Genomic DNA, 14749 nt, shown 5'->3' with positions numbered 1-14749 from the left:
CATGTCGAACTTAGTGACCAATGCTGGACACGCCCATGTCGATGACCATGGGCACGATGACCATCACCACGACTCGGGGCCAATGACCGTCTTCGGTTTCTGGCTCTACCTGATGACCGACTGCATCTTGTTTGCGTCGATCTTCGCGGTGTACGCGGTACTGGTAAACAACGTAGCGGGTGGCCCGTCGGGCCACGACATCTTCGAACTGCCTTACGTGCTCGGCGAAACCGCCTTGCTGTTGTTCAGTTCGATCACCTACGGCTTCGCCATGTTGGCCTTCTACAAGGGCAACAAGAAAGGCGTGCTGAGCTGGTTGGCCCTGACCTTCCTGTTCGGCCTGGGCTTTATCGGCATGGAGATCAACGAGTTCCACCTGCTGATCTCCGAAGGCTACGGTCCACACCGTTCCGGTTTCCTGTCGGCGTTCTTTACGCTGGTCGGCACCCACGGTCTGCACGTCTCGGCCGGTCTGCTGTGGATGGCGGTGATGATGTATCAGGTCAATAAGCACGGCCTGACCAACACCAACAAGACCCGCCTGAGCTGCCTGAGCCTGTTCTGGCACTTCCTGGACGTGGTCTGGATCTGCGTATTCACCGTTGTCTACCTGATGGGGACTCTGTAATGGCTAATGCACACTCCCATGACAGCCACGATGCAAGCCACGGCAGCGTCAGGTCTTACGCTATCGGCTTCATCCTGTCGGTCATCCTGACCCTGATCCCGTTCGGCCTGGTGATGTACCCGACCCTGCCGAAGTCGATCACCTTGATGATCGTCCTGGCGTTCGCAGTGATTCAGGTACTGGTTCACCTGGTGTACTTCCTGCACCTGGACCGCTCCGAGGCCCAGCGCGAGAACGTGATTGCGTTCGTGTTCGCCGGCCTGGTGATCGTTCTGCTGGTTGGTCTGTCGCTGTGGATCATGTTCAGCATCCACACCTACATGATGGCGAAGTGAGGTAAGACCCGATGTCGCTTAAGCACTTTATCCAAATCACCAAACCGGGGATCATTTTCGGTAACGTGCTTTCTGTGGCGGGCGGTTTCTTCCTGGCCTCCAAGGGACATGTCGATCTGGCCATCTTCCTGGCTGCAATGATCGGCACATCCCTGGTGGTAGCTTCCGGTTGTGTCTTCAACAACTGCATCGACCGTGACATCGATATCAAGATGGAACGCACCAAAAACCGTGTGCTGGTGCAGGGCCTTATCTCCCTGAAACTGGCACTGGTCTACGCGACCGTCCTGGGTGTTGCCGGTGTGGCCCTGTTGTACAAGGTGGCCAATCCGTTGGCGGCGTTGTTTGCCGTGATCGGCTTTGTCATCTACGTCGGCCTCTACAGCCTGTACCTCAAGCGCAAGTCGGTTCACGGCACGCTGGTGGGCAGTCTGTCGGGGGCGATGCCGCCGGTGATTGGTTATGTGGCTGTGACCAATAGCTTCGACATGGCCGCGCTGACGCTGCTGGTGATGTTCAGCCTGTGGCAGATGCCGCATTCCTACGCCATCGCGATTTTCCGCTTCAATGACTACCTGGCTGCGTCGATTCCGGTTTTGCCGGTAAAACGTGGCATCCAGGTGGCCAAGAAACACATCCTGCTCTACATCCTGGCCTTCCTTGTGGCGACCTTGATGTTGACCTTCAGCGGCTACGCCGGCATGAGCTACCTCGCCGTCGCCGCCGCCATGGGCATGTACTGGTTGTACATGGCCTGGACCGGCTACAAGGCGGTGGACGACACCGTCTGGGCGCGCAAGCTGTTCGTGTTCTCGATCTTCACCATCACCGCGCTGAGCGTGATGATGTCCCTGGATTTCCAAGTACCGAAAGAGCTGTTGCTGACCTACGCCCACTGAGTGGTCCGAGCAGTAAAAGGCCCCGCCTTCGCAAGAAGCGCGGGGTTTTTTATGGCATGGCCTCTAAACTATCCCCCATTCCACGCATCCAGGAAGCACAGCGATGAGTAAAAAAGCCGTAATGGTGTTCAGTGGCGGGCAGGACTCGACGACCTGCCTGATCCAGGCACTGGCGTTGTATGACGAAGTGCACTGCATCACGTTCGATTATGGCCAGCGCCATGTGGCGGAAATCGAAGTGGCCCGCCAGCTTGCCAAGCAACTGGGCGCCACGGTGCACAAAGTGATGGATGTGTCCCTGCTCAACGAGTTGGCCATCAGTAGTCTTACCCGCGACAACATCCCCGTGCCTACCGTGAACAGTTCCGGCGAAAGCCTGCCGAGCACCTTTGTACCGGGGCGCAATATCCTGTTCCTGACCCTGGCGGCGATCTACGCGTACCAGGTCAAGGCCGAGACGGTCATTACCGGCGTGTGCGAAACCGACTTCTCGGGCTACCCCGACTGCCGCGATGAGTTCGTCAAAGCCCTGAACCAGGCGCTCAAGCTGGGCATGGAGTACGACGTACGGCTGGACACCCCGCTGATGTGGCTGAACAAGGCCGAGACCTGGGCCCTGGCCGATTACCACCATCAGTTGGACCTGGTGCGCGAACACACCTTGACTTGCTACAACGGCGTGATCGGCACCGGCTGCGGCGAATGCGACGCCTGCAACCTGCGCGCTCGTGGCCTGAACGAATACCTGCAGAACAAGGCGCAGGTCATGCACAGCCTCAAGCATAAGTTGCAGCTCAACTAGGGCTATTCGGCTTTAGCGTGGGGGAGGGTGCGCAATGCTCCTCCCCACTGCGACCCTGTTCCTGCTCTGCGGTGATGTGGGTTTTTCTCGGGCGTCAGGTTAAATCTGCCCACGCTTATCTCGTCATACCCCTCTGTACGCACTGTGCGAATCCATCACCCGCCTACAAGGAGTAGTCACCATGGTCAGCGTGAGTCGTCGGTCCCTTCTCGCCTTCAGCGCCGCCTTGCCCTTGCTGGGGCGCTTGGACTGGGCGGTCGCGGCGACGCCGCCGGCCAAGGCCGACAAGGTCCGTCTCAACTACAACGAAAGCCCCTACGGCTCAGCCCTGGCGGCCCGTGAAGCGATGCAGCGCGGTATCGCCACTGCCGGGCGCTACCCGTACAACCACATGTACGCACTGGCCGCATTGTTCGCTCAGCAACAGGGCATTGCCGAAGAACAGGTGGCGGTGTTTTCAGGCTCCATGGCGGCGTTGCGTTATGCGGTGCTGGCGTTCACCAGCGATACCCGTGGCCTGGTAATGGCCACGCCATCCTACGAAGTACCGCGCCAGGCCGCCGAAGCGCACAAGGCGCCGGTGCATGAAGTGAACCTCGACGCCCACCACGCCCACGATATCCCCGCCATGCTCGCCGCCGACCCCCAGGCCGGCATGCTCTACCTGTGCAACCCCAACAACCCCACCGGCACCCTGACTCCCACCCAGGCCATTCGCGACGCACTGGCGAACAAGCCCAAGGGCAGCGTGCTGGTGGTGGACGAGGCTTACATCGACTTCGCCGACGCCCCGAGCGTGGTCAGTTGGGTCAAGGACCACGACGACCTGCTGGTGCTGCGCACCTTCTCGAAAATCTACGGCATGGCGGGCGCACGCCTGGGCCTGGCCATCGGCCACCCAACGTTGCTGGAGCGGCTGGCGGTGTTTGGCGGCGACAATGTGCCGGCGGGCTCGTCGTTGCTCGGCGGTCTTGCCAGCCTGGAAGACGTCAAACTGCTGCCCCAGCGTAAAGCCCTCAATGCCCAGTTGCGCGATGAAACCCTGGCCTGGCTCAAGGGCCGTGGTTTCACTTGCACCGCTTCCCACAGCAATTGCTTCATGATCGACGTCAAGCAGCCCGCGCAGCAGGTCATCGAAAAGCTCGCCGCCGAAGGCGTATTGATCGGCCGGGTGTGGCAGAACTGGCCGCAGTGGGTAAGGGTGACAGTGGGGAACAAGCAGGAGATGGCGCGCTTTCGTGAGGTGTTTGCCGCGCGGGTCTAGCGCAGGACTACATGAGGGAAGGCGACGCTCCTCCCTCAATGAAGTCCCAGGTGTTATTGCTGCGCGATGCTGTACCCATCAAATGCGGTTTTCTGTTGCAAGGCATTCACCACGTTCTTGCGGTTGACCGGCAACTCGGCGCCGTTGTTGTCGGTGAACGACTCACGTTCCAGCTCGGCGTCATCCCCTTCGCCCACAAAGCTGAACCCTAGAAACTCGAACGCTTCGCGGTCCACGTTCAGCTTGGAGCGTGGCGTGCGCAGCGGCAGGGTGACGCTGATGCCGTCCTTGCTGATCACGAACACTTCGGCGTCTTTCTTGGCGCGTGCCGCCTTGCCCTTGCCGGCGCTCGGGTTGCTGATAGCTTGATGGGTCTGGTTCAGCACCTTGAGGGCCAGGCCGTAGACCAGTTCCTGAAACTCGGGGTCGTCCTTGAAGCTGGACAGGATGCGGCTGATGGAGAACTTGCTGCTCAAGTCTTCCAGGGCCAGGTTGTCGGCGGCTTCGGCGTCCTTGAGTTGCTTGAGCTGGCCCATCAGGTCGTAGGCCTTGTCGTCGTCGAACGCATCGTGGGCCTGGCGGATGGCGACGCGCAGTTCGCGGATCTGGTCGCTCTCCTTGGAAGTGTGAAACGCGTCCAGCACCATCTCGCTGATGGTCTTGGCCGCTGGCACATGCTGTGAAAGATTGATGGCGTTTTCGTATTCAGCTTTGGAGGCCAAGGCGACGACGGATTCTGCGGTGTAGGAATCGGACATTAATAGTTCACTACTTCAATAAACGGAGACAAAAAAGCGTCGCGCATTTTCAAGGGGCAGGGGAGTCAGGTCAAGGCGGCACACTGCCTTCGGCGTTCCGCTGATCCATATCAAAAGGCCATGCCGGAGAGTGGTTTACAACAACCTCGGGGCTGCCTGCGCCCCCGACTATTTGCCTGAGAACGCATAAAAACAATTGCAGACCTGCGCCGAGGAGACCGCTCCACGCCAGGTTCTTAAAGGACTATTGCGATGATGTTTGCCCTCTTACGCGTCAGCTTCGTGGGGATGCTGATGTGCCTGTCCCTCTCGCTGCACGCCAGCACGCCCGACACCCCTCTGCTCGAACGCGGCCACTACGTCGCTCAACTCGGCGACTGCATTGCCTGTCACACCGCCAAGCCAGGCGCGCTGATGGCCGGCGGCCTGGCGTTGAGTACGCCGATGGGGACGATCTACTCCAGCAATATCACGCCCGATGCCGAGACAGGCATCGGGCGCTACACCTTCGAGCAGTTCGACCGCGTCATGCGCGAAGGCGTTACCCCCAGTGGTATGAACTTGTACCCGGCGATGCCGTACCCGTCCTACGCGAAGATCAGCGAAGAGGACATGCGCGCGTTGTACGCCTACCTGATGCAGGGCGTGCCGGCGGTCCGCCAGGACAACCTGCCGGCGGACATGGGCTTTCCGTTCAATCAGCGCTGGGGCTTGGCATTGTGGAATTTCGCCTTTCTCGACAAGCAACCCTTCCAACCCGATCCTGGCCGCGACGCGGGGCTCAACCGTGGTGCCTACTTGGTTCAGGGCCTGGGGCATTGCGGCTCGTGCCATACGCCGAGGGGCATTGCGTTCCAGGAAAAAGCCATGAGCGATACCGAGCGCGGCGGCCAGCACTACCTGGCGGGGGAAACCGTCGAGCATTGGCGCGCCTTGAGCCTGCGCAACCTGTGGACCGTTGACGACACCGTGCAACTGCTCAAGACCGGGCAAAACCGTTTTGCCACAGTGTCGGGCAACATGGCCGATGTGATCCACCACAGCACCCAGCATTTTAGTGATGACGACCTGATTGCCATCGCCCGTTACTTAAAATCCCTGCCGGCGGGCCAGGAGGATCTGCCGATGCCTGCCGTGGCCAAAGCCCCGGTTGGCGTGCCTGACGACCTGTTCAGCAGTCGTGGCGGCCTGGGCTACACGCAGTTCTGCAGCGACTGCCACCGCAGTGACGGTGCCGGCGTGAAGGGCCTGTTCCCGCCGTTGGCCGGCAACCCGAGCGTGGTCGCCGCTAACCCAACATCTCTTTTGCATATCACCCTCACCGGCTGGGAAACCGCGCAAACCGCCACCCATCCGCGGGTCTACACCATGCCTGGGTTCGCGCGGCTGGCCGACCAGGAAATCGCCGAGATCCTCAGTTTTGTGCGCACCCACTGGGGCAACCAGGGCACGCCGGTCAGCCCCGCGCAGGTGAAAACCCTGCGCGAGCAGCTCAACCCGGCCAGCAGCGACATGTCCGCGTTCCAGACTCCGCGTCTGGCCGAGTTGCTGGCCGCGCCGAATGCCGACCAGGTGCTGCGTGGCATGCGGTTGCATCTGCAGACCAAGGCACTGCTGCCGGACAATGTCGGCAACGCGCTGAACTGCACCAGTTGCCATCTCAATGCAGGCACGGTGGCCGATGGATCGCCGTTCGTAGGGGTGTCGGCGTTTTTCCCCGGTTATGCCCCGCGTGCCGGCAAGGTAATCACGTTGGAGGAACGCATCAACGGCTGTTTCCGCCGGTCCATGAACGGCAAGCCGCTGGCGCCGCAATCGGCGGATATGCAGGCGATGGTGGCGTATTTCGACTGGATGAAAAACAACACCCGCCCGCAGGACAAAGTCGCCGGGCGCGGCGTGGGCAAGGTCGACCCGACGCTCAAACCCGACCTGGCCAATGGCAAAGCGGTGTACGCCAAGCAATGCGCGGTGTGCCATGGCGACAATGGCCAGGGCCTGACCCGTGCCGACGGTGAATGGATCTACCCGCCGCTGTGGGGTGAGCAGTCGTTCAATATCGGTGCGGGGATGGCGCGCACCTACACAGCCGCCGCGTTCGTCCAACGCAATATGCCGATTGGCTTCCACGAACGCTTCCCGCTGGGGCAGGGTGGCTTGACGGAACAGGAAGCGGTGGACGTCGCGGCGTACTTTTCCGGGCAGCCGCGTCCGGACTTCCCGGACAAGGTCAAAGACTGGCCGAACGGCGGCAAACCGGTGGATGCACGCTACTGATCCAGGCGCTTGAAGCAGGCTTCAAGGATATCCAGCCCTTCTTCCAGCACCGCCGGCTCTGTGGTCAGCGGTGCCAGCAGGCGGATGATGTGCCGTGCCTTGCCGCTGGGCATCAGCAGCAACCCGGCGTCCCGCGCCAGGCCGAGCAGTTGCGTCAATTGCCGGGGCGCCGGCGTGCCGTCGGCGTTGGCCAGTTCGATGCCGCGCATGGCGCCGACGCCGGTCAGGCGCCCGAGGTAGGGCGACAGCGCTTGGTCGCGCCAGGTCGCGTACCTGCGGACAATCGCGGCTTCCTGCTGCGCGCCCCACGCGTGCAAGTTTGCGTCCGTCATCACCTCCAGGGTGGCCAGCGCCGCCGCGCAGGCGATGGGGTTGCCGGAGTAAGTACCGCCCAGGCCGCCTTTGGGCAAGTTATCCATCAGGTTTTTGCGCCCGACCACCGCCCCCAGCGGTACACCGCCGGCAATGCTTTTGCCCAGCAAGATCAGGTCCGGCTCAATGCCCAGGCGCGAAAACGCGAAGCGTTGACCGGTACGGCCGAAGCCCGATTGGATTTCGTCGGCAATCAGCAGGATCTGTTTCTCGTCGCAGAAATGCCGCAGCGCCTGGGCAAATTCGACGTCCAGGGCCAGGAAGCCACCTTCGCCCTGCACCGGTTCGATGATGAAACAGGCGACGTCTTCCACGTCGATTTCCACGCTGAACAAACGCTCCATGGCCTTCAGTGCGTCGGCGCAGGTCACGCCGTTGTCGGCGCTGGGGTACGGCAGGTGATACACCGGGCCGGGCAGGACGCCGACCTTTTGCTTGTAGGGCGCGACCTTGCCGTTAAGGTTCAAGGTGGCCAGGGTGCGGCCATGGAAGGCACCGTCAAAGGCGATCACCGCAGTGCGGCCGGTGGCGCCGCGCACGATCTTCAAAGCGTTTTCCGCCGCTTCCGCGCCGCTATTGGTGAGCATGCCGCTGACCGGGTAGCTCACAGGGATAAAATCACTCAGGCGTGCCATCAGCTCGATGTAGGGCGCGTGCGGCGCGGCGTTGAAGGCATAGTGCGTAAGCCGAGTAGCCTGCTCGCGAATCGCCTCGACTACCCGCGGGTGGCAATGGCCGAGGTTGAGCACACCGATGCCGCCGACGAAGTCGATATAGCGCTTGCCTGTGGTATCCCACACTTCGGCGTTCTTGCCGTGGCTGAGGCTGATGGGGTGGACGATGGAAATCGACTGGCTGACGGTGGCGTGGCTCATGAATCCGGGACTCGGCAGTGGTGGGGCGTTTTTTATCTAAGCCGCCCGCCGGGGCCTGTCGCAAACGAAATAAAGTCTTTGGGTCATTCCAAATCGGAAGGAGCTACTGCCGAAGGGGGCGCGGACAAACCGGTCGACACTGGTCAAGTGCGCGCCGCTGCGCTGATGCCTCCGGTTATTCCGACACCCCGGCCTTGCCCGCGGCCTTGGCGCGATACAACGCCTGATCGGCGCGCTCCATCAGGGCGGCGGGGGATTCATCCGCGTGGCGCTCGGCCACGCCCAGGCTCAGGGTGACGGCGAAGTCGCCGGGGGCCTGGATTGTGCGTATCTTGCGGCAGATCTGCTCGGCTAACGCCTTGGCCGTTTCCAGGCTGCTCTCGGGCAGGATCACCATGAACTCATCGCCGCCCCAGCGTGCCAGCAGGTCACACGGGCGAATGCAGCTCTCCAGGCACTCCACCACCCGCACCAGGGTCTGGTCGCCAGCGCCGTGGCCATAGCGGTCGTTGATGGGCTTGAAGTCATCGATGTCCATGGCGATCAGGGCCAGCGGCAGGCGGAAGCGCTGGGCACGCTCGCACGCTTGCAGCAGGGTTTTTTCCAGGCGATAGCGGTTGGCAACCAGGGTCAAGGCGTCCCGCTCGGCCAAGGCGCGGTTTTCGTCCAACTGCAATTTGAGTTGCTGGTTGACCCGAGCCAGTTCACGGGTGCGCTCGGCCACCAGCGCTTCCAGCGACTGGTTGCGTTGTTCGAGTTGGGCGACAGAGTATTTGCGCGTCTGAATGTCGCGATGGGCGCCGACCATGCGCGCCACCGAACCGTCGGGGTTACGCGCGATCACGTAGCCGCGGTCCTCGATCCACAGGTAGCTGCCATCTTTTTTTCGGCAACGGTATTCGGTCTGGTAGTGCGGCGCGCGGCGGTTGATGTAGTCATCGAACAGCGCCATCACCTGGGGGTAGTCCTCTGGATGAATGATGTTTTCCCAGGTGAACAGGGTGTTTTCCAGCGCATGCCGCGGGTAGCCCAGCATTTCGTACCAGCCCGGATTGCGGTAGACGAACCCGGTGTTGGCGTTCCAGTCCCAGATGCCGTCGCTGACCAGCTCCAGGATGGTGTGCAGCATGTCGGCGTTGAGGTGCGAGAAGTCCTGCTTCGCCGGGTTGCTGCCTGAGGTATCGCCCATTGCTTTTGCTCCTTGCATGCGCACTGCGTTCGCCACCGCGCGCTATGGCGTGGGCGCAACCATCTGTGTGCGAGCCTTCCCGTTCGCATTGTGTTGGTAAATTGCGTCCGGTTGACCTTGTTCGTTGAAAAACACCTGACCGATGCCCGCCGAGTTCCATAACCGTTCGCCGGCCTCGGCATGTTCCGGAATATGCGGTACGACCTGCATGGTGCGACGGCGTGTGAACCAGTTGAGCGGCGAACGGGGTGAGTATAGCCAGCGGTTGAGACGGTCGAACCATTCCAGCAGGCGCGGTGGAAATTCGTTCTTGATGCCGCTGCTGGTGATCTGCCAGATCCGGGGGCCGGCATTGCGGTGGCGGATCAGCACGGCATAGACGAACGAGTAATGCACGTCACCGGAGAGAATCACGTAGTTACCCGGCGTACGCGAGTGGCGGAAAATATTGAGGATCACCTGGGCGGCGCCCCGGTGGGCCATCCAGTTTTCCGCGTCCACCAGCAGCGGGTAGCCGCACCAGCTGAAGACCTTCTGCACTGTCTCGATCAGCTTGACGCCGAAGATCGGCGCGGGCGAGACGATGATCGCCGACGGGTGGTCCAGCAGTTCCTGTTGCAGTTCGCTCAAAGCTTCCCAGTCCAGCAGGCCGGAGGGTTGCTTGAGGGTGAACTCACTGCGCCAGCGCCGGGTGCGGGTGTCGAGCACTACCAGGGCGGGGGTGCTGGGCAGCACGTAATGCCATTGTTGAAATTTGAGCAACGTGGCCAGCAAGGCATCCTGGACGGCGGCGTCGAGATGGTTGTCGGGGACGTGGGCGGTCAGCGCCTGGATGGGCGGCAACAGTTCGACGAAGGCATCCGGGTGGTTGCCCCAACCCTGGCACAGCAGATAGGCGAGCAGGGCATTGCCGATGATGCGTTTGGAAAACGGGTGGCCGTAGGCGGTTTCTTCCCATTGGGCGCTGAGGTTCCAGTCGTCGGTGATGTCGTGATCGTCAAAGATCATCAGGGTGGACAGGTGCGCGAAGACTCGCGCAACGCCGGGCAGGCCGTTGCGAAAGCGCTCGATGTGCACGTGCTCACGCGCATAGCGCGCCGATTCGTCCGGGCTCAGTGGTGGCGCTTGGGTTTCGATCAAGGTCCAGGGCGTGGGGGACCATACCAGCAGGTACATCGCCATGACTTCGGCAAAGGTGACCAGATGGTTGTCGGCGGTACTGCTGGTGAAAATCGGCTTTTTAACGCCGCCGAAGAAGCGCTCGCGCAGGGTCTGATTGCTGTCCAGTGCCGGTAGCAGGTCCGCGCGATGGTAATAGCTGGCGCGGTGCCCGTAGAGGCTGGCGCTGTCGTCCACTACGGCGCCCTCCAGATGTTCGTCGAACAGGCCCAGGCGCGCGATCAGTGCGTGGATCGCCCGAAGCATCGGCCCGGCCACATCGTCGGCGTAAACCTGGTCGCCGCTCATCATCAGCAAGGCCGGACGCTCATCGAGCGTGTGCGCATCGGCGAGCAGGCGATCGACGCAGAGCAGGCCGTCGTCGGCGGCGTGGTGAGGCTTGCGGCAGGAGCCGTGCACGAGCTGGTGGATGCGACTGTGCAGGACAAAATGCGGTGATGGCGCGTCGGCATACAGCAGATGCGCCGCCCAATGGGCGATACCGAGGCCGTCGATCAGCAGGTCGTAGTGGATGACCTCGTCCTGGGGCAGCGCTTCGTCCAGCGGCACATCAATCAGATGCACAAAGGCCTGTCGGCCTATGGGGATGACTTGGCACTGGCCTTGATCCAGCGGGATGTGCAGCGTGTGTCCGGCCCATTGCAGCTTCAAGGTCAGGTCCAGGGGACGACTGCCAGTCAGCCACAGCACCAGGCGCCTGGGTTCGAGACGTCGTAGCAAAGGGCCGGCAAGTACGGCGGGCAGGTTGTCGGGGTGCAGCATGCAGGGAAGGGCTCCGGCCAGGCTAGAACCGGCAAGGTTAGCGCAATGAATGTCAGTGTTTTGTTAAGGCACGGGGGGTACGAAGGGCAGCGGGCTGCCCTCCGTAGGTCGCTCTAGAGCAGGTTGCCCTTGCCGAGGCTGTCCAGGCTGCCGCTGCCGCTGCCGCGGCGCCGATTGTGACGTGGGGCGTTGTCGGTTTGCTGGGGATCAAGTGGGAGTGAGTGGCTGTCCAGGCTGCGCTTCTTGCGTTGCAGGGCTACATCATCGTGTTGTGGGGTGGGGAATTGCAGATGGCCTAGGAATGGACTGATAGCTCCAAGCATAAAAATATCCCTCTGTAAGTTAGATGGGCTCCGCGTCTGCGAAGCCGGGCCAAACTTATAGAGGCGCGAGGTGTTGGAGCTATAAACACCTCGTGGCAACGTGTAACGGCAATGGCGGTTTAGGGCCATCGAGCCCTTCAGCCGGACCGATCAGGTATGGGCGTCCTGCATCACCTTCGGCACCGTGAATCGGAACTCACTGCCACGGCCTACTTCACTTTCGGCCACGATCTTGCCGCCGTGGGCCTGCACGATGCCTTGGGTGATATACAGCCCCAGCCCGCTGCCGGTGGGATTGTTTTCGGTCTGTGTCCAGTAGCGGTCGAACACATACGGCAACAGCTCTGGGGCAATACCTTCGCCGGAGTCGCGCACCGAAAACACAATCTCTTCGCCGTTGCTCATGGCACTGATGCCGATATTGCCCTGGCGCGGGGTGAACTTGATGGCGTTGCCGATCAGGTTCGACAGCACTTGGAACAAGCGCTCGGGGTCGCCTTTGATCTGCAGGCCAGGTTCGGCGTTGAACGACAGGTCGATGCCTTTTTCCATCGCCAACGGTGCCAGCAAGGAGTACGCCTCCTCGAACATCTGGTTCACATCCAGCGCCACGGGCTTGACCACATAGCGGCCGGCCTCGATTTTCGAGGTGTCGAGCAGGTCTTCCAGCAACACATTCATGCGCCCGGCGGCTTGTTGCATGGTGTCGATGGCCGAGGAAATACGTCGCGAGGTGTGTGGGCCTTCGGAGCTGAAGGCTTTTTGCATCATGCCGCAGAGCATCGAGATGACAGTCATCGGGTTGCGCAGGTCGTGGGACACCACCGCCACCAGGTCATCACGGGCGCGCACGGCCTGTTGCTCGCGCTCGACCTGGCGGGCCAGGTCGTTTTCCAGGGCGGAGCGGCGCAGGTCGTTGGCGGCGAACAGGTCGCCGTGGCTCCACTTGGTGGAGATGCCGGCCATTTCCACTTTCCAGATTTCAAACGACGTGCGTGGGCGCAGGCGCATACCAGCGTCGGAATTTTCCAGGTCCAGCGGTTTTTTCGGGTCGCCGCTCCAATTGATGTTCTCTTTGACCTCGGGGCGGAACCACAGCACACCGTTGTCCACCGGCTTGGGCAGGCCCATGGCCAATACGCCGCTGGCCACTTGCTGAAACTCCGCCGCCGGAGGGTAAACCGAGGCCAGGTTATGGCTGGCGAACACCGGTTCGCCGCTGGCTTGCAGCCACTTGTGCAACGCCCTGATCTGCGCCGGTTCCGGGCAGTTGCCGTAGCGGTGCAGTTGTTTGTCTTCGATGATCGCCACGCCCCCGGCCAGGGTCAGGTCCATGAGCAATCGCGGTTGCTTGGCCAGGCCGTCGAACACGTTGTGGTCCGAGGCTTTCATGGCCTTGTCCAGTTGGGCCAAGGCTTCGACTTTTTCTTCGCGCTGGTGGCTCAGGTCCAGAGCCTCCATGGCGCTGATCTGCAGCGAGAGTACCTGGCCGATGGTCTGGCAGGCGGTACGCAGTTCGTTCGGTACCAGCAGCGGGGTGCGGTTGCCGCAACTGATCAGGCCCCAGAGTTTGTCGCCTTTCATCAGCGAAATGCTCATGGACGACAACACGCCCATGTTCTGCATGTACTGGCAATGAATCGGCGACACACTGCGCAGCGTCGCAAAGCTCAGGTCCAGCGGTTCGCCGGTATCCGGGCGCAATTTGGGCACCAGCGGCACCGGCGTGTAATCGGCGTTCGGGATAATCCGCAGCCAGTTGGTGCGGTACAGCTCGCGAGCCTGTTCGGGGATGTCAGATGCAGGGAAGAACAGACCGTTGAACAATTCCATGGACGGAGCGGATGCTTCGGCAATCACCTGACCATGGCCTTCTTCTTCGAAGCGGTAGATGAGCACCCGGTCGTAACCGGTCATGGCCTGGATTTCCGTGACGCTGATGTCGTACAGCGCCGCCAGGGTTTTTGCCGACTGCAAGCGGCGCAGCATCTTGCCCAGATCACTGGTGCGACCGTTGAGCGCCCTTGGTTGAAAATCCTTGAGGTGGGGTTCGAATTCCAGCACCAGCACATTTTGGTGGCGGTGCAACAAACCTTCGAACTCAGCGCCGTTGAGCGTCACGTGCAGCGGCGGCGCATCGGTAAAGGTGTTGAGTTCGGCCATGGCCTGCACGGCCTGGGCGTGTTCGGAGCCGATCAGGCTGTGCAGCGGCTGGCCCAACAGCGCCTCGGGCGTGCGGTTGAACAGCGTAGCGACGTTGGCGCTCACTTGGATAATCTTCAGGTCTGGCTCGGACAGCGTCAGCAGCACACCGTGAGGCTGAATCGCCCCAGGAAAGCGGATGGGTTCGTCGGCGCAGTTGGCAAGCAGCTGTTCAAAATCTTGGGGTTTCATAGCAGTACCTCCTGGCTGTCGAGCCATCGCTCAAAGCCGCTGAATGTCGAACGGGCGGCATGTACCGCGCGCTGTTGGGCTTCGGCGTCCAGCGCCTGGCTGCCCAGATAATCGAGAAAGTCTTTCCAACGCCGGCCCGTCTCAGGGCCATACACATCAAGAAACGCGCCGCCGTTGGTGGCATCGATGCCAAAGCGCTGGGCCATTTCCCGGCGCAGCACCTGGCCGCCCAACGTTGCGCCTTCAAGCACATACAACACACCGAGGCACGCCGCAGGGGTGTCGAGGCGCGGCAGGGCGGTGCAGTGGGGCGTGGCGTTGATAGCGGCGTCATCCAGGCCAAGACCGTGCAGGTCGCTGACCAATGTTGGCGTTTTCACACGCAGAGCAGTATCGAATCCCGCCGGGATCAGCCCACTGGCATACAGCGCCGCTTCAATGGGTGCGTAAAACCCGTGGTAGGCCTGCAGCAGGCGCCGGTAGCCGTCGGCATCCAGGCGCTCGGAAAAAAATGGCAGACGCTTTTCCAGCGCAACGTGCAACAGGCTGGTGCCTGTGCGTAACGCATCAAGCAATGAGGGCGCACCAACGTCATGGGCCTTTGAAAGCATGCAAATAGCTCGAGCTGTGGGCCTGCCGGCCATGAATGACGCGTGGAAATGGGCGACGATTCTACACAACTCATGGCCATT

The 14749-nt window shown here is 61.6% G+C and carries 13 protein-coding genes; 6 read left to right on the top strand and 7 right to left on the bottom strand.

The features are described 5' to 3' along the window. The first annotated feature begins 1 nt into the window (after position 1). The 5 genes from QRN41_RS09070 to ptaA all read left to right on the top strand — a co-directional run bounded on the left by QRN41_RS09070 (position 2) and on the right by ptaA (position 3928). Positions 2–628, top strand: a complete 627-nt coding sequence (locus tag QRN41_RS09070; protein WP_024077337.1) for a cytochrome o ubiquinol oxidase subunit III — start codon at positions 2–4, stop codon at positions 626–628. Continuing rightward, on the top strand, positions 628–963 hold the full coding sequence (gene cyoD / locus QRN41_RS09065; RefSeq protein WP_167416608.1) for a cytochrome o ubiquinol oxidase subunit IV: 336 nt from the start codon (positions 628–630) through the stop codon (positions 961–963). Before QRN41_RS09070 ends, cyoD begins: the two co-directional genes overlap by 1 nt. 11 nt (positions 964–974) lie before the next feature. Then, complete coding sequence (cyoE, locus tag QRN41_RS09060; protein ID WP_034100500.1) at positions 975–1862, top strand: heme o synthase; 888 nt, start codon at positions 975–977, stop codon at positions 1860–1862. A 103-nt stretch (positions 1863–1965) separates the two neighbouring features. Then, complete coding sequence (queC, locus tag QRN41_RS09055) at positions 1966–2664, top strand: 7-cyano-7-deazaguanine synthase QueC (protein ID WP_034100498.1); 699 nt, start codon at positions 1966–1968, stop codon at positions 2662–2664. Positions 2665–2845: 181 nt separating this feature from the next. Beyond that, positions 2846–3928 (top strand): pyoverdine biosynthesis transaminase PtaA, encoded by a 1083-nt coding sequence (gene ptaA, locus QRN41_RS09050; RefSeq protein WP_167416609.1) that lies wholly within the window; start codon positions 2846–2848, stop codon positions 3926–3928. A gap of 53 nt (positions 3929–3981) precedes the next feature. Here ptaA and QRN41_RS09045 read toward each other — a convergent pair whose 3' ends face one another. After that, the gene (locus tag QRN41_RS09045; RefSeq protein WP_034100494.1) at positions 3982–4686 is read right to left on the bottom strand and encodes a hypothetical protein; all 705 of its coding nucleotides are present in this window, start codon (positions 4684–4686) and stop codon (positions 3982–3984) included. Between the two features lie 252 nt (positions 4687–4938). On the opposite strand from QRN41_RS09045, the gene QRN41_RS09040 reads away from it, so the two are divergent. Next, complete coding sequence (locus tag QRN41_RS09040) at positions 4939–6963, top strand: c-type cytochrome (RefSeq protein ID WP_167416610.1); 2025 nt, start codon at positions 4939–4941, stop codon at positions 6961–6963. Here the strand turns inward: QRN41_RS09040 and QRN41_RS09035 are convergent. The 6 genes from QRN41_RS09035 to QRN41_RS09010 all read right to left on the bottom strand — a co-directional run bounded on the left by QRN41_RS09035 (position 6957) and on the right by QRN41_RS09010 (position 14668). Beyond that, positions 6957–8210 (bottom strand): 2-aminoadipate transaminase, encoded by a 1254-nt coding sequence (locus tag QRN41_RS09035; RefSeq protein ID WP_167416611.1) that lies wholly within the window; start codon positions 8208–8210, stop codon positions 6957–6959. The genes QRN41_RS09040 and QRN41_RS09035 overlap by 7 nt on opposite strands. A gap of 175 nt (positions 8211–8385) precedes the next feature. After that, positions 8386–9399 (bottom strand): sensor domain-containing diguanylate cyclase, encoded by a 1014-nt coding sequence (locus tag QRN41_RS09030; RefSeq protein ID WP_167416612.1) that lies wholly within the window; start codon positions 9397–9399, stop codon positions 8386–8388. Positions 9400–9441: 42 nt separating this feature from the next. Further along, a complete protein-coding gene (locus QRN41_RS09025; RefSeq protein WP_167416613.1) occupies positions 9442–11340 on the bottom strand; it encodes a metallophosphoesterase family protein in 1899 nt (632 codons plus the stop codon). 113 nt (positions 11341–11453) lie between these two features. Continuing rightward, the gene (locus QRN41_RS09020; protein WP_167416614.1) at positions 11454–11663 is read right to left on the bottom strand and encodes a hypothetical protein; all 210 of its coding nucleotides are present in this window, start codon (positions 11661–11663) and stop codon (positions 11454–11456) included. Between the two features lie 150 nt (positions 11664–11813). Continuing rightward, a complete protein-coding gene (locus QRN41_RS09015; protein ID WP_167416615.1) occupies positions 11814–14057 on the bottom strand; it encodes an ATP-binding protein in 2244 nt (747 codons plus the stop codon). Then, positions 14054–14668 (bottom strand): biliverdin-producing heme oxygenase, encoded by a 615-nt coding sequence (locus QRN41_RS09010; RefSeq protein WP_167416616.1) that lies wholly within the window; start codon positions 14666–14668, stop codon positions 14054–14056. The genes QRN41_RS09015 and QRN41_RS09010 overlap by 4 nt, the downstream gene beginning before the upstream one ends. Positions 14669–14749: the final 81 nt, after the last annotated feature.

Source organism: Pseudomonas sp. efr-133-TYG-23 (assembly GCF_030209215.1).
In the GTDB taxonomy this organism is placed as follows: domain Bacteria; phylum Pseudomonadota; class Gammaproteobacteria; order Pseudomonadales; family Pseudomonadaceae; genus Aquipseudomonas; species Aquipseudomonas rhodesiae.
Note: the sequence above shows the minus strand (reverse complement) of the source record. Positions and strands in the feature narration are given on the sequence as shown.

Excerpts from the sequence above, each read along its gene's own strand:
- QRN41_RS09025 (WP_167416613.1), bottom strand. The coding sequence starts at position 11,340 with ATGCTGCACCCCGACAACCTGCCCGCCGTACTTGCCGGCCCTTTGCTA.
- queC (WP_034100498.1), top strand. The coding sequence starts at position 1,966 with ATGAGTAAAAAAGCCGTAATGGTGTTCAGTGGCGGGCAGGACTCGACG.
- QRN41_RS09045 (WP_034100494.1), bottom strand. The coding sequence starts at position 4,686 with ATGTCCGATTCCTACACCGCAGAATCCGTCGTCGCCTTGGCCTCCAAA.
- ptaA (WP_167416609.1), top strand. The coding sequence starts at position 2,846 with ATGGTCAGCGTGAGTCGTCGGTCCCTTCTCGCCTTCAGCGCCGCCTTG.
- QRN41_RS09070 (WP_024077337.1), top strand. The coding sequence starts at position 2 with ATGTCGAACTTAGTGACCAATGCTGGACACGCCCATGTCGATGACCAT.
- cyoE (WP_034100500.1), top strand. The coding sequence starts at position 975 with ATGTCGCTTAAGCACTTTATCCAAATCACCAAACCGGGGATCATTTTC.
- QRN41_RS09035 (WP_167416611.1), bottom strand. The coding sequence starts at position 8,210 with ATGAGCCACGCCACCGTCAGCCAGTCGATTTCCATCGTCCACCCCATC.
- QRN41_RS09020 (WP_167416614.1), bottom strand. The coding sequence starts at position 11,663 with ATGCTTGGAGCTATCAGTCCATTCCTAGGCCATCTGCAATTCCCCACC.
- QRN41_RS09040 (WP_167416610.1), top strand. The coding sequence starts at position 4,939 with ATGATGTTTGCCCTCTTACGCGTCAGCTTCGTGGGGATGCTGATGTGC.
- cyoD (WP_167416608.1), top strand. The coding sequence starts at position 628 with ATGGCTAATGCACACTCCCATGACAGCCACGATGCAAGCCACGGCAGC.
- QRN41_RS09015 (WP_167416615.1), bottom strand. The coding sequence starts at position 14,057 with ATGAAACCCCAAGATTTTGAACAGCTGCTTGCCAACTGCGCCGACGAA.
- QRN41_RS09030 (WP_167416612.1), bottom strand. The coding sequence starts at position 9,399 with ATGGGCGATACCTCAGGCAGCAACCCGGCGAAGCAGGACTTCTCGCAC.
- QRN41_RS09010 (WP_167416616.1), bottom strand. The coding sequence starts at position 14,668 with ATGCTTTCAAAGGCCCATGACGTTGGTGCGCCCTCATTGCTTGATGCG.